At 70.2% G+C, this 25,181-nt stretch carries 23 protein-coding genes; 12 read left to right on the forward strand and 11 right to left on the reverse strand.

The window, feature by feature from the left end; translation table 11 throughout:
* Positions 1-117 precede the first annotated feature (117 nt).
* Positions 118-1,098 (forward strand): FKBP-type peptidyl-prolyl cis-trans isomerase, encoded by a 981-nt coding sequence (locus GON06_RS08105; RefSeq protein WP_332837281.1) that lies wholly within the window; start codon positions 118-120, stop codon positions 1,096-1,098.
* A gap of 29 nt (positions 1,099-1,127) precedes the next feature.
* Positions 1,128-2,216 (forward strand): 1-deoxy-D-xylulose-5-phosphate reductoisomerase, encoded by a 1,089-nt coding sequence (gene dxr / locus GON06_RS08110; RefSeq protein ID WP_157311836.1) that lies wholly within the window; start codon positions 1,128-1,130, stop codon positions 2,214-2,216.
* A 150-nt stretch (positions 2,217-2,366) separates the two neighbouring features.
* Here dxr and GON06_RS08115 read toward each other — a convergent pair whose 3' ends face one another.
* Entirely contained in the window at positions 2,367-3,962 is a 1,596-nt protein-coding gene (locus GON06_RS08115) for a Mur ligase family protein (RefSeq protein ID WP_157311837.1), read from the reverse strand.
* Positions 3,963-4,030: 68 nt separating this feature from the next.
* Here GON06_RS08115 and GON06_RS08120 point away from each other — a divergent pair, with 68 nt between their 5' ends.
* Both GON06_RS08120 and GON06_RS08125 read left to right on the forward strand, forming a co-directional pair.
* Entirely contained in the window at positions 4,031-5,344 is a 1,314-nt protein-coding gene (locus GON06_RS08120; protein ID WP_332837283.1) for a M50 family metallopeptidase, read from the forward strand.
* 4 nt (positions 5,345-5,348) lie between these two features.
* Complete coding sequence (locus GON06_RS08125; RefSeq protein WP_157311838.1) at positions 5,349-6,425, forward strand: hypothetical protein; 1,077 nt, start codon at positions 5,349-5,351, stop codon at positions 6,423-6,425.
* A 22-nt stretch (positions 6,426-6,447) separates the two neighbouring features.
* Here GON06_RS08125 and GON06_RS08130 read toward each other — a convergent pair whose 3' ends face one another.
* Entirely contained in the window at positions 6,448-8,331 is a 1,884-nt protein-coding gene (locus tag GON06_RS08130; RefSeq protein ID WP_157311839.1) for an anthranilate synthase family protein, read from the reverse strand.
* A 190-nt stretch (positions 8,332-8,521) separates the two neighbouring features.
* Here GON06_RS08130 and ispG point away from each other — a divergent pair, with 190 nt between their 5' ends.
* A complete protein-coding gene (gene ispG, locus GON06_RS08135; RefSeq protein WP_332837284.1) occupies positions 8,522-9,673 on the forward strand; it encodes a flavodoxin-dependent (E)-4-hydroxy-3-methylbut-2-enyl-diphosphate synthase in 1,152 nt (383 codons plus the stop codon).
* A 121-nt stretch (positions 9,674-9,794) separates the two neighbouring features.
* A complete protein-coding gene (locus tag GON06_RS08140) occupies positions 9,795-11,120 on the forward strand; it encodes a hypothetical protein (protein WP_157311840.1) in 1,326 nt (441 codons plus the stop codon).
* Positions 11,121-11,171: 51 nt separating this feature from the next.
* Here the strand turns inward: GON06_RS08140 and GON06_RS19065 are convergent, their stop codons facing one another.
* Positions 11,172-12,122 carry a helix-turn-helix transcriptional regulator gene (locus GON06_RS19065; RefSeq protein WP_157311841.1) on the reverse strand — a complete coding sequence of 317 codons (951 nt, stop codon included), beginning with the start codon at positions 12,120-12,122 and terminating at the stop codon, positions 11,172-11,174.
* 98 nt (positions 12,123-12,220) lie between these two features.
* On the opposite strand from GON06_RS19065, the gene GON06_RS08150 reads away from it, so the two are divergent.
* Positions 12,221-13,087 carry a hypothetical protein gene (locus tag GON06_RS08150; protein WP_157311842.1) on the forward strand — a complete coding sequence of 289 codons (867 nt, stop codon included), beginning with the start codon at positions 12,221-12,223 and terminating at the stop codon, positions 13,085-13,087.
* Between the two features lie 4 nt (positions 13,088-13,091).
* Here the strand turns inward: GON06_RS08150 and GON06_RS08155 are convergent, their stop codons facing one another.
* On the reverse strand, positions 13,092-14,435 hold the full coding sequence (locus GON06_RS08155; RefSeq protein WP_198346656.1) for an erythromycin esterase family protein: 1,344 nt from the start codon (positions 14,433-14,435) through the stop codon (positions 13,092-13,094).
* Between the two features lie 103 nt (positions 14,436-14,538).
* Between GON06_RS08155 and GON06_RS08160 the strand changes: the two genes are divergently transcribed.
* Both GON06_RS08160 and GON06_RS08165 read left to right on the forward strand, forming a co-directional pair.
* Positions 14,539-15,156, forward strand: a complete 618-nt coding sequence (locus tag GON06_RS08160; protein ID WP_198346657.1) for a YdcF family protein — start codon at positions 14,539-14,541, stop codon at positions 15,154-15,156.
* Positions 15,157-15,158: 2 nt separating this feature from the next.
* The gene (locus GON06_RS08165) at positions 15,159-16,130 is read left to right on the forward strand and encodes an aldo/keto reductase (protein ID WP_157311844.1); all 972 of its coding nucleotides are present in this window, start codon (positions 15,159-15,161) and stop codon (positions 16,128-16,130) included.
* Positions 16,131-16,146: 16 nt separating this feature from the next.
* Here the strand turns inward: GON06_RS08165 and GON06_RS08170 are convergent, their stop codons facing one another.
* From GON06_RS08170 to GON06_RS08195, 6 genes are all read right to left on the reverse strand, one after another.
* Positions 16,147-17,031, reverse strand: a complete 885-nt coding sequence (locus tag GON06_RS08170; protein WP_157311845.1) for an alpha/beta fold hydrolase — start codon at positions 17,029-17,031, stop codon at positions 16,147-16,149.
* A 33-nt stretch (positions 17,032-17,064) separates the two neighbouring features.
* Complete coding sequence (locus tag GON06_RS08175; RefSeq protein ID WP_232528366.1) at positions 17,065-17,895, reverse strand: ornithine carbamoyltransferase; 831 nt, start codon at positions 17,893-17,895, stop codon at positions 17,065-17,067.
* A gap of 25 nt (positions 17,896-17,920) precedes the next feature.
* On the reverse strand, positions 17,921-18,397 hold the full coding sequence (locus tag GON06_RS08180) for a GNAT family N-acetyltransferase (protein ID WP_332837286.1): 477 nt from the start codon (positions 18,395-18,397) through the stop codon (positions 17,921-17,923).
* Complete coding sequence (locus tag GON06_RS08185) at positions 18,394-19,083, reverse strand: nucleotidyltransferase domain-containing protein (protein ID WP_157311846.1); 690 nt, start codon at positions 19,081-19,083, stop codon at positions 18,394-18,396. The genes GON06_RS08180 and GON06_RS08185 overlap by 4 nt, the downstream gene beginning before the upstream one ends.
* Positions 19,084-19,204: 121 nt before the next feature.
* On the reverse strand, positions 19,205-20,044 hold the full coding sequence (locus GON06_RS08190) for a phosphotransferase family protein (RefSeq protein WP_332837287.1): 840 nt from the start codon (positions 20,042-20,044) through the stop codon (positions 19,205-19,207).
* Positions 20,041-21,468 (reverse strand): RNB domain-containing ribonuclease, encoded by a 1,428-nt coding sequence (locus GON06_RS08195; protein WP_157311847.1) that lies wholly within the window; start codon positions 21,466-21,468, stop codon positions 20,041-20,043. Before GON06_RS08195 ends, GON06_RS08190 begins: the two co-directional genes overlap by 4 nt.
* A gap of 70 nt (positions 21,469-21,538) precedes the next feature.
* Here GON06_RS08195 and GON06_RS08200 point away from each other — a divergent pair, with 70 nt between their 5' ends.
* Entirely contained in the window at positions 21,539-22,312 is a 774-nt protein-coding gene (locus GON06_RS08200) for an isocitrate lyase/PEP mutase family protein (RefSeq protein WP_157311848.1), read from the forward strand.
* A 41-nt stretch (positions 22,313-22,353) separates the two neighbouring features.
* Positions 22,354-24,105, forward strand: a complete 1,752-nt coding sequence (locus tag GON06_RS08205; RefSeq protein ID WP_332837288.1) for a proline--tRNA ligase — start codon at positions 22,354-22,356, stop codon at positions 24,103-24,105.
* Positions 24,106-24,127: 22 nt separating this feature from the next.
* On the opposite strand, the gene GON06_RS08210 is transcribed toward GON06_RS08205, so the two are convergent.
* Positions 24,128-25,039 carry a potassium channel family protein gene (locus GON06_RS08210; RefSeq protein ID WP_157311849.1) on the reverse strand — a complete coding sequence of 304 codons (912 nt, stop codon included), beginning with the start codon at positions 25,037-25,039 and terminating at the stop codon, positions 24,128-24,130.
* Between GON06_RS08210 and GON06_RS08215 the strand changes: the two genes are divergently transcribed.
* Positions 25,038-25,175, forward strand: coding sequence for a hypothetical protein (locus tag GON06_RS08215; RefSeq protein WP_157311850.1), 138 nt, complete (start codon positions 25,038-25,040; stop codon positions 25,173-25,175). The genes GON06_RS08210 and GON06_RS08215 overlap by 2 nt on opposite strands.
* The last annotated feature ends 6 nt before the right edge of the window (positions 25,176-25,181 follow it).

Here is a 25,181-nt window from a genome sequence, read left to right on the forward strand (position 1 = left end):
CACACCGCGCTCGAAGGCTCAACACCCATCCAACGCGTTCACAACCTCACGGGGAAGAACACCTAACCGGATGAGGGAAGATGAGACGTCCACAGTCTCCGATCACGAGGTCTCACCGTGCGCCTGCGTCCGCTCGCCCTGCTGTCCACCGTCGCCGCGGCGACCCTGATCCTGGCCGGCTGCTCGGGTTCGCCGGATGCCGGGTCGACGCCGACGCCCACCAAGAGCTCGTCGTCGTGCGTGCTGGACACTCAGCCGGGAGCGACCTCCGACTCGGTGAAGGTGGAGGGGTCCGGACTGGAGGCCAAGGTCACCGTCCCCAAGGACGCGAAGTTCGCCGACGTCGAGCGCACCGTCGTGAAGAAGGGCGACGGCAAGGACATCACCCCGACCGACTTCATCTCCGTCCGGTACCAGTTGATCGAATCCGGTGACAGCAAGGTGCTCGGCACCTCCGAACGCGGACCGGAAGGCGTGCTGCCGGTGCTGCTGAACCCGAACCAGCAGCAGCAGTTGTACGACTTCACCCAGTCGTCGATCTTCGTGATCGCGACCGAGTGCATGCCGATCGGCTCCGAAGCCGTGCTCGCCATCCCGGGCGAGAAGCTCGGTGAAGGTCAGCCGTCGGTCGTGCTCTATGTGCAGACCCTCGAGAAGCTCCCGACCGTCGCCACCGGTGAGGAGGTCGACCCGCCGGCCGGCATGGCGACGGTGAAGCTCGGCAAGGACGGCGCGCCCACGATCACCATCCCCGAGACCGACCCGCCCGCCGAGACCGAGATCGGGCAGCTCAAGCAGGGCGACGGCGCGACGGTCACCGAGAACGACCTGGTGACCGTGCAGTACCGCGGTGTGAAGTGGAGCGACGGCAAGGAGTTCGACTCCACGTGGAGCCGCGACGCGTACCCGTCCCAGTTTCCCGCGACGGGCGTCGTCACCGGATTCCAGAAGGCTCTCATCGGGCAGAAGGTCGGCTCGCAGGTGATCGCCGAGATTCCGCCGAAGGACGGCTATGGCGCGTCCGAGGGACATGAGCTCCAGAAGGAGACCCTCGTCTTCGTGGTCGACATCCTCGGCGCGACGCCGCTGGAGAAGTGACGCGCGGGACAGCGCAATAGGCTGACAGCATGCGTCGCATCCTCGTCCTCGGCTCCACAGGCTCCATCGGCACCCAGGCGTTGGACGTGATCCGCGCGAATCCGCGGAGGTTCGAGCTGGTCGGCATCGCCGCCGGATCGAACGCGGCGATGCTGGCTGAGCAGGCATCCGAGTTCCGGATCGAGCACACCGCGCTCGGCGCGGAACAGGCGGAGCAGTTGGTGCGCGACGTCGAGGCCGACGTGGTGCTCAACGCGATCACCGGCTCGATCGGACTGGGCTCCACGCTCGCGGCTCTGAAGGCGGGGCGCACCCTGGCGCTGGCGAACAAGGAGTCACTGATCGTCGGCGGCTCGCTGGTGCGGGCCGCCGCGGCTGAGGGGCAGATCGTCCCGGTCGACTCCGAGCACTCCGCGATCGCGCAGGCGCTGAGATCGGGGGAGCACGGCGAGGTGCGGCGTCTGGTCGTCACCGCATCCGGAGGTCCGTTCCGCGGGCGCAGCCGCGAGCAGATGGCGGACGTCGCCCCGGCGGAGGCACTCGCCCATCCGACCTGGGACATGGGGCGGATGGTGACGACGAACTCCTCGACCCTGGTGAACAAGGGCCTGGAGGTGATCGAGGCGCACCTGCTGTTCGACGTCGCCTACGACGACATCGAGGTGGTGGTGCATCCGCAGTCGATAGTGCACTCGATGGTCGAGTTCGTCGACGGGTCCACGATCGCGCAGGCGTCGCCGCCGGACATGCGGCTGCCGATCTCGCTGGGGCTGGACTGGCCGCACCGCGTGGGCGGCGTGGGGCGGCCGCTGGACTGGCGACAAGCCACCAGCTGGACCTTCGAGCCCCTCGACGACGTGGCGTTCCCATCCGTGGCGCTCGCGAAGCAGGTCGGCCGAGCCGGCGCGACCTTCCCCGCCGTCTACAACGCGGCGAACGAGCAGGCGGTGGACGCCTTCCACGAAGGGCGACTGCCGTTCCTCGGGATCGTCGACACGATCGCCGCGGTCGTCGACGCGCACGAGCCGCCGGAGCAGCTCACGATCGAGACGCTCGCGGATGCCGAGACCTGGGCTCGCGCGAAGGCCGACGCCCTCATCGCCGCCGCCGGTCGTTGAGCGCGCGCCGAGGAACATCCCGCTCCTCGGTCGTTGAGCGAGCGAAGCGAGTCGAAGTGACGAAACGCTCTCAGATCAGCTGAAGCCGTTTCGTCTCGCTCCTTCGTCGCTCACTCAACGACCTGAGGTCGCTCAACGGCCGGAGGACGCTCAACGACCGGAAGGCGCCGGCCAGCCGGCATCCTGCAGCGCCTGGCGGGCCAGGGCGCGCGCGGAGAACGGGGTGCGGACGCCGTCGATCTCGCGGTAGTCCTGGTGGCCGGGACCGGCCCACAGGATCGCGTCGCCCTCGCCGGTCATGGCGACCGCGGTGCGGATCGCCTCCTCCGGAGCGGCGATCTCGATGATCTCGGCATCCGTCCCCGCGGAGCGAGCGCCCTCCAGCAGGGCGGCACGGATGGGAGCCGCCTCCTCGTAACGGGGGTGGTGATCGGTGACGATGACGACGTCGGCACCCTCGGCGGCGACGCGCCCCATGATCGGCCGCTTGAGCGTGTCCCGGTTGCCGGAGGCGCCGAACATCATCAGCACTCGGCCGGGGGTGACCTTGCGCACGGCGGCGAGGGTCTTCTCGAACGAGTCCGGAGTGTGCGAGAAATCGACGTAGACGACAGGACCCTGCGCGCCGGAGACGATCTCGGTGCGCCCGGGCAGCACCGCCCGGACCCCGCCGTCGCGCTCCAGAACCGCCGCGATCTCCTGGAAGTCGTGGCCGGCCTCGACGAGCATGGCGATGGCGAGGCCGGTGTTGGCGGCCATGTGCGCTCCGATCACCGGGATCGTGGTGGTGATCTCCGCGCCGCCCGGCGCGCGGACCGTGAACGTCGTGGCGCGCTGCGTCTCCTGCTCGATGCGGACGATCCAGTCGGCTGAGGCCGCGGCATCCGCATCCTGCGCCAGCTGCGGCGCGCCCACGGTCACGACCGGGATCTCCGCGCGCGAGACGACCTCGAGCCCCGAGGGAGTGTCCACGCAGATCACGCCGCGGCGGGCGCGGTCCGGCCGGAACAGCGCGAGCTTCGCCTCGAGATACGTCTCCAGGTCGCCGTAGTCGTCGAGGTGGTCATGGGTGAGGTTGGTGAAGCCCGCGACGTCGAACAGGAGCCCGTCCACGCGGTGCCGCGAAAGCGCCTGGGCGCTGACCTCGACGGCGACGGCGGCGACGTCGCGTTCGCGCATGAGCGCGAGCAGCGCGTGCATCTCGGACGACTCCGGCGTCGTCAGCCGCGACACGATGGTCTGTCCGGCGATGTGCCGCTCGGCCGTGGAGCTCAGGCCCGTCACGACACCGAGCTGGTTCAGGATCGCCTCGAGCACGTGCGCAGTGCTCGTCTTGCCGTTGGTTCCCGTGACGGCGAGCAGCGTGGGCATGTCGCGGTCGGTGCCGTACAGCCACGCGCTGATCCCGCCGAGCACCGCACGCGGGTCGTCAGCGATCAGCACGGGGAGCCCGCTCGCGGAGGCGATGTCCGCGCCCTGCGCGTCGGTGAGGATCGCGACAGCGCCCTGCTCCGCGGCCTGGCCGGCGAACTCGGCGCCGTGCCGGCGCGCACCGTGGATGCCCACGAACACCTCGCCGGCGCGCAGATCGGCCGTCGCGAGCGTGATGCCCGTGACGTTCCGACCGGTGAGATCCCCGCGGATGCCGAGTCCGAAGCGCTCGGCGAGATCGGACAGCGTCCGGTGCGGAGGGCGCTCCGGACGCAGGACGGGGGGCAGGGGAGCGGAGGCAGGTGCAGTGGCCATGGCGGTTCCAGTCTCCCACCCCTTCGGAGTCACAGCGGATTCCTCGCCACGGCCAGTACGGTGATCTGGTGGAAATCCTGCTGTACCTGGGCGGCATCCTGTTCATGCTGATCGGTCTCGCGCTGTCCATCGGACTGCACGAGATCGGGCACCTCGTGCCCGCGAAGCTCTTCGGCGTGCGCGTCGGGCAGTACATGATCGGCTTCGGCCCGCGGCTGTGGTCCAAGCAGATCGGGGAGACCGAGTACGGCGTGAAGGCGCTGCCACTGGGCGGCTTCATCTCGATGTCGGGCATGTATCCGCCGTCGAAGGACACCGGCAAGGCCAAGGGACTGTTCTCCAAGCTGGTGCAGGATGCCCGTTCCGCCAACGACGAGACGATCGCGGAGGGCGCCGAGGACCGCGTCTTCTACAAGCTCCCGGTGTGGAAGCGCATCATCGTGATGTTCGGCGGTCCGTTCATGAACCTCGTCCTCGGCCTGCTGATCTTCACGGTGGTCGCGTCGGGCATCGGCATCCAGCAGGCCACGACGACCGTCGCCTCGGTGAGCGAGTGCGTGCTCCCGGCCGGGACGAGCCAGACCGCCTGCGCGCCGGACGACCCGACGGCACCCGCGGCCGAGGCGGGCATTCAGCCCGGCGACGTGCTGCTGAGCGTCGATGGAGAGCAGGTGGACACGTTCGCCGAGGCGTCCGCGATCATCCAGGCCTCCCCGGGAGAGGCGCTCCCGGTCGTCGTGGAGCGCGACGGCGAACAGGTCGACACGACCCTCACCCCGGTCCCCGCGCAGCGCCAGGAGGTGGATGCGAACGGGCAGCCCGTCGTCGACGCGAACGGCGAGCCCGTGATGCACGAGGTCGGGTACGCGGGCATCACCTCGCAGCTGGCCTACGTGCAGCAGCCGATCGGCATGGGCGCGCAGATGACCGCGCAGCAGGTCGGGGGCGTCGCCTCGATGATCGTCACCCTCCCGCAGAAGATGTGGGACGTCGCCGAGACGGTGTTCGCGGGCGCGCCGCGCGACCCGAACGGGCCGCTCAGCGTCGTCGGCGTCGGGCGCCTGGCCGGTGACGTCGCGGTGACAGACAGCCCGGTCCTGAACCGACTCAGCACGCTGCTGTACCTGCTCGGGGCGCTGAACATCGCGCTGTTCGTGTTCAACCTCATCCCGCTGCTCCCGCTCGACGGCGGTCACATCGTCGTCGCTCTCTGGGAGGGCATCAAGCGCACCTGGGCGAAGCTCACCGGCCGTCGGCAGCCGAAGCCGGTCGACGCGACGCGGCTCGTCCCGCTCACCGTCGTGGTCGCGGTCCTCATGATCGGGATGGGCGGACTGCTGATCGTCGCCGACCTGCTCAAACCCGTCAACCTGCTGGGCTGAGGGCGTGCTCCAGCGCGCGACCTGGCGGCTGTGGCCGTGGCTGAACTGGCTGCTGCCGATCGGGTTCGTGCTCTTCTGCCTGTGGCGACTGCTGAGCTTCCGCGGCGAGACGGCACTGACGCTCGTGCTCGCCTCGCCGCTGATCATCCCGGCGGCCGGGCTTCTCGGCTCGCTGCCACGCCTCGTCCTGCGCCGCGCCGGAGTGCGTTCGACCCCCGCGCCCCGGATCTGGCTGCTGGTGCTGCACTGGTGGTGCTGGCCCGCGGTGGCGTTCGCGATGCCGGACATGACCCTCACGGGGGATCCCACGGAGACACCTTCGGCCCCGGTCCCGTCCGTGCTGCAGCAGATGGTCGGCGCTCCGATGGGCGGAGTGCTCTCGGCATGGGCGCTCGTGGTCGCGGTCGTCGTCGGCCTGGGATCCTGGGTGGCGCTGCTGGTGGTCACCGCCGGTCCGGCGGCGCTGCGGCATCGGCGAGCGTGGCTGCGGGCCGGGTGGGCGGCGGCCGTCCTGGCGCCGGTGCTGCTGTTCGGGGTGGCCGCAGCGGGCGTCGCCGCCGGGCAGGCGCGGTGGGATGCCGCGGGTGAGCGTCCGGCGCAGGCGACGGCGCGGACGGCGGACGAGCAGATCGCGCTCGCCGAGCACCGCTACGACACGGTTCAGCAGGTCGTCGCAGATCTGCGCGCCGTGGCGGCTCCGCAGCTCTGGGAGTCGGATGCCGCATGCGCGGAGCCCGCCGATGCCACGGCGACCGGCCTGGACTCCTATCGGGTGATCATCGGCTTCCGCCACCAGGCCACCGGCGACCTCGTGGTCGATCGCGACGCCTTCGTGCGCGTGCTCGCCGACGCGGGCTGGACGATCACCGACGAGCGGGAAGCGCCGATGTCGATCGAAGCCCGCGGCCCGCAGGGCGCCGAGATCCGCCTCGTGGCCGACGGCGACATGCCCTTCCGGATCTCCGCCACCGCAGGTTCGTGGTGGCAGTCGGCGGATCAGCCGGGCACGTCGAGAACGTGCGAACCGGGCCGCGGCGCCGGTGGCGGCTACGCCGCCGACCGCTGGCCGGGGCTCGGATGAGCCGGAATCGACCCGCGGACGCTCAGCGACCGTCGGATGCCAGGGCGTGCTCCGCGAGCCGCTCGAGGGTGCGGATGCCGTCGCGGGACAGGATCGACTCGAGGTGGCCCTGGATCGATGCGAAGCGCTCGCCGCGGAGCGCGTAGACATCTCCGGTCACCGCATCGGCCGAGACCTCGACGTCCGCCGCGGACACGGTGCCGGGGGAGACCCGTGCGGTGAAGGTGTTGTAGAAGCCGACCGAGGCGTCCTCGCCGAACACCGGCACGATCTTCTGCACCCCCTGATGCGGCGCGTCCAGCGGCACCAGTGCGATTCTCAGCGAGTCCGCGAGGATCTGGTGGCTCAGGCACACGGCCAGCAGCGGAGCATCCGCCGTCCGGCGACGGGCGACGACCTCCCGCATCCGCGCGATGCGCGCCGAAGCGGCATCCCGAGGGTCACCGGGGCCGGGGCCGGCCACCACCAGGTCGGCGGCGTCGATCTCGTCGTCGGTCACGGTGTCCCACGACACGACGCGGGCCTCCAGACCCAGGTGGCGCAGCTGGTGGGCGAGCATCGTCGTGAACCGGTCCTCGGCGTCGACGACGAGTGCGGTGCGGCCGGACAGCGGGCCCGCAGCCGCGGCGTCCTGCGGCTGCAGCCAGAACTCGGCCAGCCGCGCGTTGCGTGAGGCGAGCAGCTCGGCGACCTCTGGGTCGTCTGCGAGCGACGGTGCCGCATCGGGGGCGTCGGCGTCGTCGCGCGCCTCGGCGGCATGGTCGCGTTCGATCGCGCCGATCGCGCCCAGCACGCCGGCGGCCTTGCCGTGCGTCTCGCCGACCTCGCCGTACGGGTCGGAGTGGCGCACCAGCGTGGCGCCTACCGGGACGGCGAGAGACCCGCGGTCGACATAGACCGTGCGGATGAGGATCGGGGCGTCCAGGTCGTGGCCGCCGCTCGCGTTCGGGCTGAACAGCGCCGCCACGCCGGAGTAGTAACCGCGCGGTGACCGCTCATGCCGACGGATCACCGTGCACGCGTTCTGCATCGGCGAGCCGGTGACGGTCGGCGCGAACATCGTCTCGCGCAGCACGTCGCGCGGGTCGAGAGCGCTCCGCCCGCGCAGCATGTACTCGGTGTGCGTCAGCCGCGACATCTGCTTCAGGTGCGGACCGGTGATGCGCCCCCCGTCCGAGCAGACCTGGCTCATCATCTTGAGCTCCTCGTCGACGACCATGAACAGCTCCTCGGTCTCCTTCGTCGAGGAGAGGAACTCGGTCAGCGCCGCCTTCGTCGCACCGCCCGCCGGATGTCGGAACGTGCCCGAGATCGGGTTCATCGTGACGAACCCGTCGCGGGCGACGACGTGCGCCTCCGGGCTCGCCCCGACCGCGATCCGCCCGGGTGTGATGACCGCGAACGTCCAGTAGGCGCCGCGCTCGTGCTCGAGCAGGGCGCGGAACCAGGTCAGCGCCGCGGTGCGGTCGTCCGTGTCGAAGGATGCCGTGTAGTCGCGGCGGATCACGAAGTTCGCGCCCTCGCCGCGACCGATCTCCTCGTCGATGACCTGCTCGACGATCGCGGCGTAGTCCTCGTCGGAGATGTCGAATCCGCCGTCGCGCAGCGCGATCGGTTCGTCCGGCAGAGCGGCGATCAGCTCTGCGGCATCCAGCGTCTCGTGCTCGTCGACGAGGATGCAGCGCAGCGGTGTGCCGTCGTCCTGCGCCTCGAAGCCGCGCTCGCGCACCTGCCGGTACGGCACGAGGGCGAAGACCTCGCGGTCCGGCTGCAGCGGGATGTCGGCGAGCAGCTCGACGTCGGCGACGGTGCCCGTGAGCAGCTCGACACCGCCGTCTCGCGCGATGAGCACGAACGACGCGTCGGGGTCGGCGGTGAGGGCGTGCAGGCGGTCGGCGATGGCCATCGGGTCTCCTGTATCGGGGAATCCGGCGCGGGATGCAAAAAAGACCGCCCCGGAAGGCGGTCTGATTCTCGTGGGTACGCGAAACTCCGCCTAGAAGGCGGGCCACCAGGTGCGGTTCGCGGACATATGGCGAAAGTACCACACAGGCGGCATCCGGCCCAGGCGTGTGACGCCCGGGTACGCTGGAGGGGTGCCAGCAGTGAACCTGGGGATGCCGCGCGTCCCGGAAGTCCTCGCGCCTCGTCGCAAGTCCCGTCAGATCCGGGTCGGCAAGGTGCTCGTCGGCGGCGACGCCCCCGTCAGCGTCCAGTCGATGACCACGACGAAGACCACCGACATCAATGGCACCCTGCAGCAGATCGCCGAGCTCACCGCCTCGGGCTGTGAGATCGTGCGCGTCGCGGTGCCGTCGCAGGACGACGCCGATGTGCTGCACATCATCGCTAAGAAGAGCCAGATCCCGGTCATCGCCGACATCCACTTCCAGCCGAAGTACGTGTTCCAGGCGATCGACGCAGGATGCGGCGCGGTGCGCGTCAACCCCGGCAACATCCGCAAGTTCGACGACCAGGTCGGCGCCATCGCCAAGGCGGCGAAGGATGCCGGGGTCTCGCTGCGCATCGGCGTGAACGCGGGCTCGCTCGACCGCCGGCTGCTCGAGAAGTACGGCAAGGCGACCCCTGAGGCGCTCGTGGAGAGCGCCGTCTGGGAGGCGTCGCTGTTCGAGGAGCACGACTTCCACGACTTCAAGATCTCGGTCAAGCACAACGATCCCGTCGTCATGGTCAAGGCGTACCGCATGCTCGCCGAGCGCGGCGACTGGCCGCTGCACCTCGGCGTGACCGAGGCCGGCCCCGCGTTCCAGGGCACGATCAAGAGCGCCACGGCGTTCGGCATCCTGCTCGGCGAGGGCATCGGAGACACCATCCGCGTGTCGCTCTCGGCGCCGCCGGCCGAGGAGGTCAAGGTCGGCCACCAGATCCTGCAGTCGCTGAACCTGCGCGAGCGCAAGCTCGAGATCGTCTCCTGCCCGTCCTGCGGGCGCGCCCAGGTCGACGTGTACACGCTCGCCGACGACGTCACCGAGGGCTTGAAGGACATGACCGTGCCGCTGCGCGTCGCCGTCATGGGTTGCGTCGTGAACGGTCCCGGCGAGGCCCGCGAGGCCGACCTCGGCGTCGCCTCCGGCAACGGCAAGGGTCAGATCTTCGTCAAGGGCGAGGTCATCAAGACCGTGCCGGAGGCGGACATCGTCGCCACGCTCATCGAGGAGGCGAACCGCATCGCCGCCGAGATGGGCCCCGACGCCCCGCTCGGCACCGCGCAGGTCGTCACCAGCTGACCGACGCCGGACATGTCCGATCACGGACATCGGAATTCCTTGTGAGTCTCACAGCCACTTGATTCACTGCTCATGAGTTCAGGCACCCCAGGCCTGGCGAAGAGTAAGGAGATCAGTGCTGATGAAACTCTCGATCAAGACACCCCTCGCGATCGCCTCGATCGCAGCCCTCGCGGTCACCGGCTTCGGAGCGTCCGCCGCCTCAGCGGCGACCGCTCGGACGGCGCCCGTGACTCCGGCGTCCATCGCGTCCCCGTCGGATGCCCAGGATGCGGCGTCTGCGCGCGCACAGTTCAACGAGTATCTGAAGACCGCCGATCTCGATGACGCGACCCGGGCGGAGTACGAGGCGATCGGCGCCTCGGACGAGTCGTTCCGAGCCGCCGTGCAGACCGAACTCGCCGCCGTGCGCGAGACGCTGCGCGACGCCGGGATCTCGGAGGGGATGGCCGGCGCCATCGACCCGGGTGACTACGAGTGCAGCACGAGCGAGCTGACGACGTGGGCGCGCGCCAAGCTGGCGGCCGTGGACCCGCAGTCGTGGCAGTGGTACAACAACGGCCTGCTCGGTGTCTCGCCCGCGCTGTTCCTGCAGTACTGGACGCTGATGAAGACCCCGACCGACCCGCACGACGCCCAGTTCGGGGTGAACGGCGACAAGACGAACGAGATGTCGCGCACGTTCCGCGCGCTGGAGAGCTTCTGGGGCATCGACGACAGCGAGATCGGCCTGGTTCCGTTCGACGCGAAGGTGTTCGCCGACACGCCCGAAGCGGCGGCAGACCGGCAGTTCGTCTACGACAAGTTCGGCGAGGTCAACGGCCTGATCTCCATCCTGATGATGCTCTCGGTGGAGAGCGGCGTGAAGGCGGGCTGGGTGGACGGCTTCCCCGGCGGCGTCGACAACCCCCTGTTCACGCTGAACGCGTTCGCGCTCGACCCGGACCGCGCAGGCGACAGCACGGGGATGCTCGCGGACCTCGGGATCACCCGCCGCGTCGCGATGGGTGTGGGGCTGAGCAGCATGTGGAGCGAGATCGGACTCGGCTCGGTCGGTGACCGCGCAGTGCTCGGTCACGAGTACGCTCACCAGGTGCAGTACACGCACGACCTGTTCGAGACGGATCTGACCGATGAGTCAGAGCAGACCCGCAGGTCCGAACTGATGGCGGACGCCTTCAGCACGTACTTCACGGTCAGCAAGCGCGGCGAGTCGCTGAACAAGGCATCGGCGCTGCAGGCCATGCAGTCGTTCTACACCGTCGGCGACTGCTCGTTCGAGAACCCCGGTCACCACGGGACTCCGAACCAGCGCTACGCCAGCTCGGCGTGGGCGGCGGACTTCGTGAAGGCGCAGGAGAACCAGGGGCACATCATCGCCACCGAGGACCTCGCCACCGAGTGGGAGCGGGTCTTCCCCGAGCTCATCGCCCCGGACGCGGAGTGACCTCGCCGTATCCGTGACCGAACCGCGCGCATGACCGTGGCGGCCGTCGAGTCACACCCAGCCCTGCATGGCCAGCTGCAGACCCAGCTGGAACCTGGTGTCCACACCGAGGTGCTCCTGTAGAGCGGTGACTCGGCGGCCGACCGTGCGTTCCGAGACGCCCAGCTCGCGGGCGATGGCCCGGTCGGTGATCCCTAGGCTGAGCAATCGGACCAGCTCGCGGTGCTCCTCCGGCGCGGGATGGCGCACCGACTCCAGGGCGCTGCCCGGGTCGAAGGGCAGCGCCAGCTGCCAGAACGTCTGGAAGACCGCCCGCCACGAGGCGACCAGCCGACGGCTGCGCATGAACGCGAGATGGATGGGCTCATCGTTGTCGTACGAGACGTTCAGGGTCGCGCAGTCGTCGGCGATGACGAGATTCACCGGCACGCGGGGGAGCACCCTGGCCTGCTCTCCTGCCGCGACGCACTCTGTCGTGACGGCCAGAGCCGACTCGTTCTCGAACAGTCGGCTGTGGTACACGACCTGCACGCTCACACCGCGGTCCAGGGCATCCAGCAGGCCATGCGCGGGTTCGATCGTCATCCCGGCTCGCGGACCGATCGAGAGCGCGAGGATCTCGCGTCGTGCCTGCGCGATGTGGGCGTCGAACTCCCGGCTCGCGGCCGGTCCGGAGAGCACCTCCACGCCGACCTCCTGACCACGAGCCGTGCGCCAGATCGCCATCAGATCATCGATGGCGAGCTGCGCGGCGACGGCCCGCTGGGTGTGCTGGTCCGCGATCTCCTGCAGCGGACCGGCCGGCGGCACGATGTCGACTGATCCGGCATGCACGACGGCCAGCCCTGCCGCGAGGAGAGTGCGCAGCGCGGCAGTGTCGATCTGCTCGAGCGGGAGCGGGCCCATGCTCGCCAGGTGGGCGTACAGCGTACGGGAATCGTCGTCGATGCCGGGCAGGTCGTAGTGCGCGGGGAGCAGCAGCCGCGGGATGCGTTCGTTCACTTCACGGTCACCTCGGGTCGGACGTGGCGGGAGCATCCGATGCCTCAGCGTATCGCGCGCTGATGCCGCGGACGCCGCCCGCGTGGAAGCATGGAGTCATGCATCCCGATGTCCTCGCGCGCCCCACGACCGTCACGTTCCCCACCGGAGCTCTGCGGGCGGATGCCCGGGTGCTCGCGGTGCAGGGGGACGTCGTGGTCACCGATGCCACCCCGTTCCACCCCGTGGATCACACCTGGCCCGATCAGCCGGGTGACTCAGGGACGATCGTGGTCGGTGCGGATGAGGTCGCGGTGGCGGAGGCCGTGATGGCGGCGATCAGCGACGACGGCGCCTTCGCTGTCGGGACCGACATCCCGGTCAAGCGCGGCGCCGAGGGCTGGACGTGGCTGGTCGCCCACCGCATGGACGGCGAGATCCCGGCATCCGTCGTCGCGGGGTCCACTGCGGCGCTCGAGGTGGACGCGGATCGCCGTGCCGGGCTGAGCCGCGGGCACACGGCCTGCCATCTGGCATCCCTCGCCCTCGATCTCGCACTGGCGGACCTGTGGCGCAAGGACCCGGGGCCGGATGCTCTCGGCAATCCGGATTTCGAGGGCCGAGCGAATCAGACCAGCTTCATCCACGCCGACGGCGCCGTCGACGAGTATCGCCTCGGCAAGAGCCTGCGCAAGGCGGGCTTCGACACCGAGACGTTCGCCGCGAGCATGGCGGAGCGCGAGGCGGCGATCAACGGCACGCTGGCCTCGTGGGTGTCGTCCGGGGCACCGAGCCGTGTGGTCGTCGACGGTCCGACGATCATCGACATGCGGCGCTGGGAGTGCGAGCTGCCCGAGGGCACCGCGTCGATCCCGTGCGGCGGCACGCACGCCTCCTCGCTCGCGGAGTTCGCCTCGATCACCGTCTCGCTGGACCTCTCCGACCCTCAGCTGCTGGTCATGACGACGACGGCCGTTCCGGCCTGAGGTCTCAGGCCGTCGCGCGGCCGTCGAGACCGTGCTCGTCGAGCCAGGTGTGCCAGGGTGACACCGTCTCGACGAACGCGATCGCGTCGAACGCCGCGCGCACCGGCAGCGGCTGCAGCACGTCCCCGTTCTGAAGCCCGGCGGTCCGATCCAGCGCCTCGGCCGCCGCCGGCGTCGCCTGACGCAGATCCACGACGAAGTCGCCGACACCCGCGCGGGCGAATGCCGCATCCGCGCTGTCCGGACGCGCGGGTTCGAGAGGCTGCACGAACGGCCGGGAGTGACCGGGGGCGTCCGCAGGATCCGGCCGGTGCAGCCACGCGTCACCACCCCCGAACGAGGTGCCGATCGCGACGTAGTCCGACCCGAACCGGTCTGAGAGGTGCCCGCCGAGAGTGATCATCGGATCGGGCACGTACGGCGGCGCTGAGAACGGCGTGTGCTGCACGTGTCCGTTCGCTGCGGCCACGAGGATGCGCGGCTCGTCGCGCAACATCCGCTCGACCGCATCCGCCATCCAGAGATCCCGGATGTTGGCGGGCGGCCAGGTGCGGACCGGCCCGACGGCCATCGCACGCAGGAAGTCGTCGGCGGCACGTGCGCTCTCCGCCGCATGGATCGCGGAGTCGACACGGCGCACCGCCGACCGGCCGCCGCCGCACCGCGCGACCAGGTCCGGCCGGAGCGCCCGCATCCGTGCGGTGAGATCTCCGATGGCTGCCACGATCTCATTGCGCCGCTCGGGCGGGAGGGCGAGGTAGGCCTGGATGGCCGGTGCCGCCTGCACCAGCCCGGTACGATCCGCGGGGAGATGGTCGAACAGTGGGACGACGCTCGCGCGGACGTGTGCCGCGTACGCCGGGTCGGCCTCGTCGAGAACCTCCAGTGCGGCGAGGATGCCGGGAAGAGCGCTGGCCGAGGAATCCGGCACGTCCATCCCGGCGAATCGCACCGGGATGCCGCGGACGTTCTGTTCTCGCATCCAGGTGACCTGATCGAGCATCTCCTCGCAGGCGTCGAAGCGGTAGGTGATCCCGCGACTGAGCACCTCGCGCAGTCCCGTGCCACCGTGACGCAGCCAGCGATCCACGCCGAGCCCTTCCGGCTGCCCGCTCTCCATCACCAGGGCGGTGAACCCTGCACGGCGCACCAGGAAGCGGAACACACGGTGCCGCAGAGCGAGGAACTCGTGCACGCGATGCATCGACTCGCCGATCGCGACGATGCGCGCGTCGCCGATGATGCCGAGGAGCGGCTCGAGGTCGCTGTCGTCTGGTTCGTCCGGATCCAGGGTGCGCAGCCGGTGCGCGTCGGTGCGGAGCCAGGAGACGAGCGGGTCTGCAGTCACAGCAGGATGGTACGCCGCGCGAGGTCTCCACACGTCCGGCGTCGACCCCGCTGCCTTCTTCCTCGTCGAGGGAGTAGCGTCGTTGCCTGTGACCGCCAATCGGATGAGCAGGGCCCTCCGGTGCGCGGCCGTCGCCGGTGCGGCTGCGCTCGCCGCCGTCATGGTCTGGTCGGAGCTCGTGCACGAGCGCTCCTCCCGCCGGCGGATGGGCGCCGGTGACGGGCATCCGGTGCGGCGCGAGGCGATCGTGGTGCTCGGGTTCCGCAATCGGGGCACGCACGCGAACGCCGTGAACCGCTACCGGGTGCGTGCCGCGCTGCGATCGCTGTCGCCGGATGCCGGCGAGGCGGTGCTCGTGCTCTGCGGTGGCGCGGTGGGCGGGGATGTCCCCGAGGCGGAGCTGCTCGCCGCGTACGCGAGGCGACGCGGGTACGCCGGCCCGGTCCGGCTCGAGACTCTGAGCAGGACGACGCGCGAGAACGTGCAGAACGCGACCGGGCTGATCGAGGATGCCGATGCGATCAGGATCGTGTCGAACTCGCCGCACGCCGAGCTCGCCAGGGCGTACCTCTGGGAGCTGCGGCCCGATCTCGGCAGGCGCCTGCAGCGCGCGAAGGAGCAGCGTCTCGGCGAGGTCCTCTACATGAAGCCGTATTCGGCCGTGCGCGGGCTCAGCGCTCTCGCGCGGTACGACCGTGGAACCGGAGACGAAGGAGCATGACGATGCAGAAGCGAACCCTCGGGCAGGGACTCGAGGTCTCGGCGATCGGGCTGGGTTGCATGGGGATGTCGCGGGCCTACGGCCCGAACCCCGGAAGCCGAGACGAGATGATCGCCGTACTCCGCGGCGCCGTCGATCTCGGTGTCACACTGTTCGACACCGCGGAGGTGTACGGGCCGTACGTGAACGAGGAACTCGTCGGCGAGGCACTCGCACCGGTGCGCGATCACGTGGTCATCGCGACGAAGTTCGGATTCCGCATCGGCGAGGAGGGCCTCGACAGCAGGCCGGAGCACATCAGAGAGGTCGTCGACGCCTCGCTGGGACGCCTCGGCACCGACGTGATCGACCTGCTGTACCAGCACCGCGTCGACCCGGCCGTGCCGATCGAGGATGTCGCGGGGACGGTGGCCGAGCTCATCGCCGAAGGCAAGGTGCGGCATTTCGGCCTGTCCGAGGCATCCGCCGCGACCATCCGTCGCGCACATGACGTGCATCCGGTGACGGCCGTGCAGAGCGAGTACTCGCTGTGGACCCGTGACCCCGAGGCGGAGGTGCTGCCGGTGCTCGGCGAGCTCGGCATCGGCTTCGTGCCGTTCAGCCCGCTGGGACGAGGGTTCCTCACGGGCGGGATCGACACCACGACGGTTTTCGCGGCCGACGACATGCGCAACGGATTGCCGCGCTTCAGCGAGAAGAACCGCGAGGCGAACGCCGGTCTGATCGCACATGTCACCGCGCTCGCCGCGGCGAAGGACGCCACGACCGGGCAGATCGCGCTGGCATGGCTCCTCGCTCAGCAGCCGTGGATCGTGCCGATCCCCGGCACCCGACGGCTCTCGCGCGTCGAGGAGAACCTCGGGGCGGCCGAGCTCGTGCTCCGGGGTGACGAGCTCGCCGCGCTCGACGCGGTCGCCGACGTCGTACAGGGGGAGCGGTACACCGCCGCCCAGTTCGCCCAGGTGGATCGGTGAGCGCGCCGATCGTCGATCAGCCGCGGAGGAACCCCAATACCGCGTCGACGTACGCCGAGGGGCGCTCGACGAACGCGAAGTGGCCCGCCTCGGCGATCGTGGCCACCGAGCCTCGGGTCGCCGCGCGGTAGTCCGCCACGATCGCCGGGGCGGCGACGAGGTCCGCCTCACCGTGTACCAGCATCGACGGCATGGTCAGGTCTGCCAGACGCGGCAGCCGGTCCACGTACATGTCGGCCAGCAGCACGCGATGCGACCACGACTTCGACCAGTCCAGCTCGTCGGGTGCGGCATCCGCGATCTCCTCGTAGCGCCTTCGCCCGTCCGCGTCGGCGAAGAACAGGTCGAGGTACTGCGCGCCGAGCGGCGTCATCGCCTCCCACGACCGGTCCTCCGCGGTGAGCCGGTCCCCGCGCGCCGCGATCTCGCGGCAGCGCGCGGCCTCCTCCGGCATTCCGGCGGCATCGAGCATGGCGGCGGCGCGCGGCAGGCGATGCCGGTCGGTCGCGTCCGTGTCGAGCGCGGGGCAGTCCAGGACCAGCCGGGTGACGGCGCCGGGGTGCGCCAGCGCGTAGTCGAGCGCATACGCGCCACCGGAGGAGTGCCCGATGAGCGACCACGCCCCGATGCCGAGTGCCTCGCGCAGCTGTTCGAAGTCCTCGATCAGCACCGGCACGCTCAGGGCGGGTTCCTCCGGCAGCGCGTCCGAGCGTCCGACGCCGCGCTGATCGACGCCGATGACGCGCACGCCGCGACCCGCGAACAGGTCGCCGACCGACTCCATGAAGTCCCAGGACGGGTTGCCCGGTCCGCCGTGGATGAACAGCAGCGGCTCGCCGCCTGAGGGGCCGCGCTCGTCGACGAAGATCCCGGTTCCGTTGATGTGCAGCGTCTGACCCATGGTTCCGGAGGTTAGCAGCGCAGTCCCGGAACGTCAGTCGGTCTTGTACATCAGCCGAGGCACACCGACAGGACCGCCTGCTGCGCCGGCAGGAGCGTCCTCTTGAAGCCGTGGCCGGCGAAGGCGGGATGCCGGAACGCGTCCGCGGTGGCCTCCCGGCCGGCGACGTGCGGGGGGACGGGGGATGAACTGCGCGTCGGCGGGCGCGGCGTCGAGTAGCGCGGCAGTGATCCGGAACGGTGCGAGAGCCTCGGCATGAGGGCCTGGCCCATCCGTGATGATGACGTCCGCCGTCGTGATCGCGCGAGCGAGGTCTTCGGTGTTCACGAGCCCGGGCGTCGCGAGTTCGGGCGGGCAGCACTGCATGAGGTGGAGGCCCAGCACGTCGCTGATCTCCTGCCAGGCGCGGGCGATGTTGCCATCGGCACCGACGAACAGGAATCTCAGCGACTGCGGCTCGCGGGTGCGGCTGAGCGCGTACACGTCGCCGATGACCTCGCAGGGATGGTTCAGCTCGGTCATCGCATTGACGACGGGGATCGGGCTGGACGCGGCGAGCTCCTCGATGATCTGCATGCGCTGCCGCACGATCAGGACATCCGCCCAGGAGGCCAGATACCCGGCGACGTCGGCGAGGGCCTCGGGCTTCTCCAGTGACTCGGTCGGAAACACGATCGGCTGCAGCCCCATCAGCTGCGCACCGCGTTCGAAGGAGACACGCGTGCGCAGGCTGCTCGGCGGGAAGAACATCACCGCACATCCCTCGCGACGGGGGCCCGCGCCACGCTCGTACTCGTCTGCGAGGGCGAACACCCGCTCGACATCGGCGCGATCCCAGTCGGACAGGCGGATCAGATGGCGCATCCGGCCATGCTATCCACGAGGCGGATCAGCCGAGGGCCTTCGTCATCCGGAAGTTGGTGAGCTCGATGCCGTCGATCACCGGATGCTGCTCGGCCTCGACCACGAATCCGGCATGCTCGAAGAACGGCCGGGCGGTGATGCTGACGTTCGAGGAGAGGCCCGTGGCGCCGGCATCCCGGGCCCTGGTCTCGAGCTCGGTCAAGAGTGCGCGGGCCAGGCCCCGGCGTGCGAAGCTCGGGGAGACGAACATCATGTCGATGTACCCCGCCGCGTTGACGTCGGAGAACCCCGCGACCTGTCCATCGACCACGGCGACGATGCCGGCGAGCCGGTGCATCGCTGCGCTCCAGTCCGCGAGGCCGCGCTTCTCGGGCCGCGCCCATGCCGCGATCTGTTCCGGTGAGTAATCCTCGGCGGCGGTGACGGTCACGGCGTCGATGAACACCCGCAACGTCGCGGCCGCGTCGGCATCGCGGTAGTCGCGAATCAGGACGCCGCTCACCGCACGAACCCGTCCTGGACACGTCCGCCGGCGCGATCGAGTTCCGCCTGCACTCGATCGGCGAAGGCCGGGTGGTCATCGCTCAGCAAGGGCGCGGTCAGCGTATCGACCCGCGCCGGGTCGAGCTCCCGAAGCCGGCGGGGGAGCCACTTGCCGGTGCCCAGCCAGCGCCCGTCGGTGAGCAGCATGAGTTCGGCCGTTCGCTCGAACAGCATCGATGCCAGTACTCGGCGCTCCAGCGGATCCGTCGCGTCGCGCAGGTCGTCCAACGCATCGGTGATCACGTAGCGACGGAACGCGGCTTCCTTCGGCGTCAGCGACGGGCCGGACTTCAGCACGGCGCTCCAGTGCTGTCTGAGCGCCGCGAGCTCTGCACCGGCACGCACGGGGAGGCCCTCGACGAGCATGTGCACGATCACCGGACGATGCTGCTCGATGCCCCGCTCCGCCCACTCCCGGAAACCCTCCGCGGTGTAGGCGAACACCTCGAAGACCTCGCCGTCGAAGACGTGGGTCGATGCCGACGACATCTGCCCGTCGGCGAACAGCTGCTCGCCGATCAGCAGCAGATCGACATCGCTGCTGGCGGTGCGCTCGCCGCGGCTCGTGCTGCCGGCCACGATCGCCGTCGTCGCATCGGGAAAGTGACTGGCGATGAATCTCTCGGTGACCTCGGCGAAGTGCATTCGGCCAGCGTATCCGGCGGCGGCAGCATCTCGGAGAACTGCCATATCTCGGAGGAAACCGCTCCCCGGCGTCCGCGAACGTACCGAACTCCGACGCGGCGCCCGCTCCGACGCGGCGCGCTCAGAACGCGGCGAGCGCCTCGGCCAGCATCCGGTGCCCTTGGCGCTCGAAGGGCTCGTCGCCGACCTTGTACGCCCAGACGGCGGTGCCGACGGCCTCGCGCAGCGCGTCGAGACGCCACAGCTCGGGGTCACGTGGATCGGGGCCGTACCCCTCGAAGAAGGCGGCCTCGAACTCCGGATGCCCGCGCCACTGCTGCGTCGTCAGGCGCACGAGATCGGTGGATGCCGGTCGGAACGCGAACCGTCCGAAGTCGATCGCACGCACGACGCCCCGGTCGAAGAGCCAGTTGCGCGGATGCCAGTCGCCGTGCGTCGGCACCATCGTCACCGCGGATGCCGGAGCGGAGGACAGGATCCGGCGGGCGTGCTCTGCCGTCACGCTGTCCACCCTGTGCGGCTGGTCGAGCCATTGCAGCGCGCGGGCCGTCGCACGCGCCTCGTATTCGGCATCCGTCCTGGTCTCCAGCCGGTGCAGCCTGCTCAGCAGCTCGCCGGCCTGCCGGTAGGTGTCCGACTGCCGCTCGGTCTCCGTGCCGAGCACGAGCGTGCCGGGCAGATACTCGAGCAGGATGATGCGGGCCGCGGCATCCGCGTCGAGCAGGCGCGCGGCCTGCCCCGTGGCCGCGAGCGGCGCGACGTACCCGGGGTGCGCGGACATCTCCCGCGGCAGGTGCGTGTCGTCGGGACCTGCGGCCTTGACGACGAAGTCCCGCCCGGCGGACCGCACGTGCAGGACGGTGGTGTCGACGAGGTTCCACGACATGTCCGCGACGACCTCGGCGCCCGGCAGCCGCTCGGCGACCCAGGCCCGCTGTGCGGCATCCAGTCGGACGCTCACCTCGGCCCCGCGGTCGAGAAGGCGACAGCGCCGGTGCGGATGTCGGCGGCGTCGAGCCGCACGCGCACGACGGCGCCCGGCCTGGCCTCTGCGGGGATCGGTGCGCGGGCGGTCACCGCGGGCTCGGCGATCTGCACGGTCGCCTTCCCCTCGCCGTTAGCGGGGCGGATGACAGTCGCCTCGAACACCTCGCCGACGCGCGGTGCGAGCAGGGCCGCCTCGACGCACTCGACGGTCTGCGCGTTCAGCTGCGACGCCCGCGACGACGACTCCTGCATGAGTTCCGGCAGCTCGGCCAGACCTTCGCGTGCCCACGCCGGAACCTCCTCGCCCCGTGAGAGCGCCAGGCAGATCGCGAGGGACCATCGGTCGACGAGCCGACGCAGCGGTGCCGTCGCGTGCGCGTACGGCGCGCCGATCGCCGCCTGCATCCGCTCCTCGGGCGGCGTGCCGTCGAAGACGACGTAGCCGGCGCCGCGGAACAGGGCGCTCGCCGCCTCGAGAACCGGAAGGGTCAGCGGATCCGCCCGGTCCAGACCGCGCAGGTACTCGCCGTACCGACCCGTGGTCCAGGGACGGCCGAGCGCCTGCGTCTGCGTGCGGAACTCCTCGAACGTCTCCTCATCGGGCTGCGGCATGGTGCGCAGCACGCCGACGCCGCCGTCGAGCATGATGTCCGCGGCGGCCATGCCCGTCATCAGCGACAGCTGGGCGTTCCAGTCCTCGACGGGCAGCGGCTGCCTGCGCTCGATGCCGTACTGTCCCGGGCCGGTGCGCACGACCTCCGCGTCGGGCAGGTTCAGGCTCGCGCCGCCGCGTGCAGCCTCCTGCTCGAGCCGCAGCCGCCCGATCTCGGGCAGCAGCGCGGCAGGGGAGTCCTCGCCGCGGTCCAGCGCCTGCTGGGCGGTGACGTAGTCGAGCTGTGCGCGGGAGCGGATCAGCGCGCGCTGCAGGGTCGTCTCCGTCACGACCCCCTCGGCGTCCAGGGCGAACGTCCACACCAGTGCAGGGCGGTCCTGATCGGGCAGCAGCGACGCGCTGCCCTCGCTGAGCACCGGCGGATGCAGCGGGATCGAGCCGTCCGCGGCATACAGCGTCTGCCCGCGCTCGCGCGCTGCGGCATCCAGCGCCCCACCCGGTGTGACGAACCCCGGCACATCCGCGATCGCGTACCGCACCGTGAAGCCCCGGCCGGCGCGCTCGAGCTGGAACGCCTGATCCAGATCCCTGGATCCTTCGGGGTCGAGCGTCGCGAACGGCACATCGCGCAGATCCACGTCGGGCGCGATCGCCGTGGCTCTCTCGGCCTCGGCGACCGCTTCGGGCGGGAACGGGGTGTCGAACGGCGCCCGTACCGCGGCAAGGGCCTCGGCCAGAGCGCTCTGCGCGGCGGATTCTGCGATGTGCGATCGGCGCTGAGGCATGGCGCCAGCCTATGCGCCTTCTTCGGACACATCGGCCCCGGGCCTCCGTCCCGGCGTTAGCGTGGCTGTCATGACCAACACTGCGGACAAGGCACAGACACTCGCCGCCCTCTACGACGCGCCGGAGATCCTGCGCGTCGTCAACATCTGGGACGTCGTCTCGGCGCAGGCGATCGCCGCACTGCCCGAGACACGCGCCCTCGCCACAGCCGGGCACTCCATCGCCGCCACCTTCGGATACGCCGACGGCCAGATCCCGCGCGACATCATGATCGACTTCGTCGGACGCATCGCCGCCGCGGTCGAGCTGCCGGTGAGCGCGGACCTCGACGACGGCTACGGCGACGCCGGCGAGACCACCCGGCTCGCGATCGGCGTCGGCGTGGTCGGCGCGAACATCGAGGACCGTCTGAAGCCGCTGGCCGAGTCCGTCGCCCAGATCGAGGCGATCGTGAAGGCCGGCGAGGCGGAGGGCGTGCCCTTCGTCCTGAACGCGCGCACCGACGCGATCGTGCGCGGCGGCGACAAGCCGCTCGCCGACAAGCTCGCCGACGCCGTCGAGCGCGGCCGCGCCTACCTGGACGCCGGGGCCAAGGCGGTCTTCGTGCCCGGCATCCTCGATGCCGATGCGACTCGCACGCTCGTCGACGGGATCGGTGTCGGCAAGGTGAGCGTGATCGGCCTGCCCGGTGCGCTCACGGCGGCTGAGTACGAGTCGCTGGGGGTGGCGCGGATCTCCTACGGCCCCGTGCCGCAGCGGGTCGCGCTGACCGCACTGCAGGATGTCGCGACGAGCCTCTACGCGAACGGCGTGATCCCCGAGGGCACCCGCGCACTGAACTGACGATGGTGAAGGGGGCGGGCGGCCACCCGTAGAATCATCCCGTGGTCACCCGTCTCTCCCATCTCTTCGTCCGTACGCTCCGTGAAGACCCGGCTGGTGCCGAGGTCACGAGCCACAAGCTGCTGATCCGTGCCGGCTACATCCGGCCGCAGGCAGCCGGCATCTTCGCCTGGCTCCCGCTCGGGCTGCGCGTGAAGGCGAAGATCGAGAAGATCGTCCGCGAGGAGATGGAGGCCGCCGGCGCCCAGGAGGTGCACTTCCCGGCACTCATGCCCCGGGAGGCATACGAGGCGACCGGTCGCTGGGAGGAGTACGGCGATCTGCTGTTCCGCCTGCAGGACCGCAAGGGCGGCGACTACCTGCTCGCGCCGACGCACGAGGAGGCGTTCACGCTGCTCGTGAAGGACCTCTACTCGTCCTACAAGGATCTGCCCCTGTCGATCTACCAGATCCAGGACAAGTACCGCGACGAGGCGCGTCCGCGGGCCGGCCTGCTGCGCGGCCGCGAGTTCACGATGAAGGACGCGTACTCGTTCGACTACACCGATGCCGGGCTCGATGCGAGCTACCAGGCGCAGCGCGACGCCTATGAGCGCATCTTCCAGCGCCTCGGCATGGAGTACGTGATCGTGCAGGCGGATGCCGGCGCGATGGGCGGATCCCGCAGCGAGGAGTTCCTGCACCCGACCCCGATCGGTGAGGACACCTTCGTGCGCTCCGCCGGCGGCTACGCCGCCAACGTCGAGGCGTACACGACGCCGGCGGTCGCAGCGGTCGCCTTCGACGCGGATGCCGCACCGGTGATCTTCGACTCGCCGAACACTCCGACCATCGACACGCTCGTCGCGCACAGCAACGCCGTGCTGGACGGCGACTACACCGCCGCGGACACGCTGAAGAACGTCGTGCTCGCGCTGACCCACCTCGACGGCACCCGCGAGCTCGTCGTCGTCGGCGTGCCCGGCGACCGCGAGGTCGACGAGAAGCGCGCCGAGGTGGCCTTCGCGCCCGCCGAGGTCGAGCCCGCCACGGACGCCGACTTCGAGAAGAACCCGCTGCTCGTGCGCGGCTACATCGGCCCGTGGAGCGAGACCGGCGCTGTGCTGGGCGAGGAGTCCGCCACCGGCATCCGCTACCTGGTCGACCCGCGCGTGGCCGAGGGCACCAGCTGGATCACCGGCGCGAACATCGACCAGAAGCACGCGCACAGCGTGGTCGCCGGCCGCGACTTCGCCGCGGACGGCTTCGTCGAGGTCTCCAGTGTGCGCGATGGCGACGAGGCGCCCGACGGCTCCGGCCCTGTCACCATCTCGCGAGGCATGGAGATCGGCCACGTCTTCCAGCTGGGCCGCAAGTACGCCGAGGCGCTCGGACTCAAGGTGCTCGACGAGAACGGCAAGCTGACGACCGTCACGATGGGTTCCTACGGCATCGGTGTCACCCGCATCCTCGCGGCGATCGCCGAGCTGAACAGCGACGAGAAGGGTCTGATCTGGCCCGAGACCATCGCGCCGTTCGACGTGCACGTGATCGCCACCGGCAAGGACCAGGTCGCCTTCGATCTCGCCGCACAGCTGTCGGCGGACATCGAGGCGACCCGCCGCGAGGTGCTGTTCGACGACCGTCCGAAGGTCTCGCCCGGTGTGAAGTTCGGCGACGCCGAGCTGCTCGGCGTGCCGACCATCGTCATCGTGGGACGTGGCGCGGTCGACGGCCAGGTCGAGCTCTGGGACCGCCGTTCTGGCGAGCGCGAGACCATCGCGGCGTCGGACCTGGTCGCCCGCCTGGGCTGACCGGTCCGCCTTCGTTCGTCCGTCAGCGCTCGGCGAGCAACTCGCGGATCTCCGCCTGCATCCGTTCGGACTGCGCGAGCAGCGAGCGCAGGCGGTCGTCGCGGGTGGCCGCGTCGTCCTTCGCCGTCGCCCCCGCCGCGACCGCTCCGGATGCTGCGCCGCCGGCGACCCCGGCGGATGCAGCCTTCGCCGTGTCGGGCGTGTTCTGAGCATCCGTGTCGGCTGTGGCGTCGGCGGTCACGGCACTGGCTTCCGCGTCGGACGAGTCGTCCTTCGACGGGCCGAGGAACAGGTTCGCGAGATACCCGGTGAACGTTCCGAAGATGCCGACGCCGACGATGATGATCAGCACGCCGAGCACACGCCCGACGTTCGTCACCGGGTACTGATCGCCGTAGCCGACCGTCGAGATCGTGACGACGGTGTACCAGAGCGCGTCGGATGCCGAGGTGATGTTCGCGCCGTCCGCGTGCTCCTCGACGGCGAGGATGGAGATGCTGCCGAACTGCAGGACCAGGATTCCCAGCAGCAGCAGGGTCATCAGGGTGCTGTTCGCGCGGTCGTGCACCAGCGTCGACACGATCTTCCGGAAGCCCAGCGCTCGGAGCAGCCGGAACACGCGCAGCAGGCGGAACACGCGCAGGATCTTCAGCTGCGGGAAAGGCAGGCTCGCCAGGAGGTCGGCCCACCCGAATCCGCGGAAGAAGTACTTCCAGGGTGTGTCCGAGGTCGTGATGCGGTACACGAAGTCGATCAGGAAGATCACGCTGAACAGGGCGTTCATCACGGACAGCACCAGCTGCATCGCGCCGTCGCCGGCGAACACGTAGACCAGCACGAGGTTCGCGATCGAGAGCAGTGACAGGATGCCGATGAAGATCTCGTACGCGGTGTTCTTGAGCTCGCTGTGACGCGCGCGCTTCGTCCTGGCCATGGGGCGTTCTCCTCCTGCCGTGCTGCACGGCGCGGCAGCACTCATCTTCCGGCACTGCGGACCCGGCGGCGGTGAGGACTCGCCCGGCGCGGGCGACGATCACCGCGTCGGTGGCGCCCGTGCGGCCACCGCGTGACAGGGT

The organism is Microbacterium sp. MAH-37 (assembly GCF_009758255.1).
Lineage (GTDB): Bacteria > Actinomycetota > Actinomycetes > Actinomycetales > Microbacteriaceae > Microbacterium.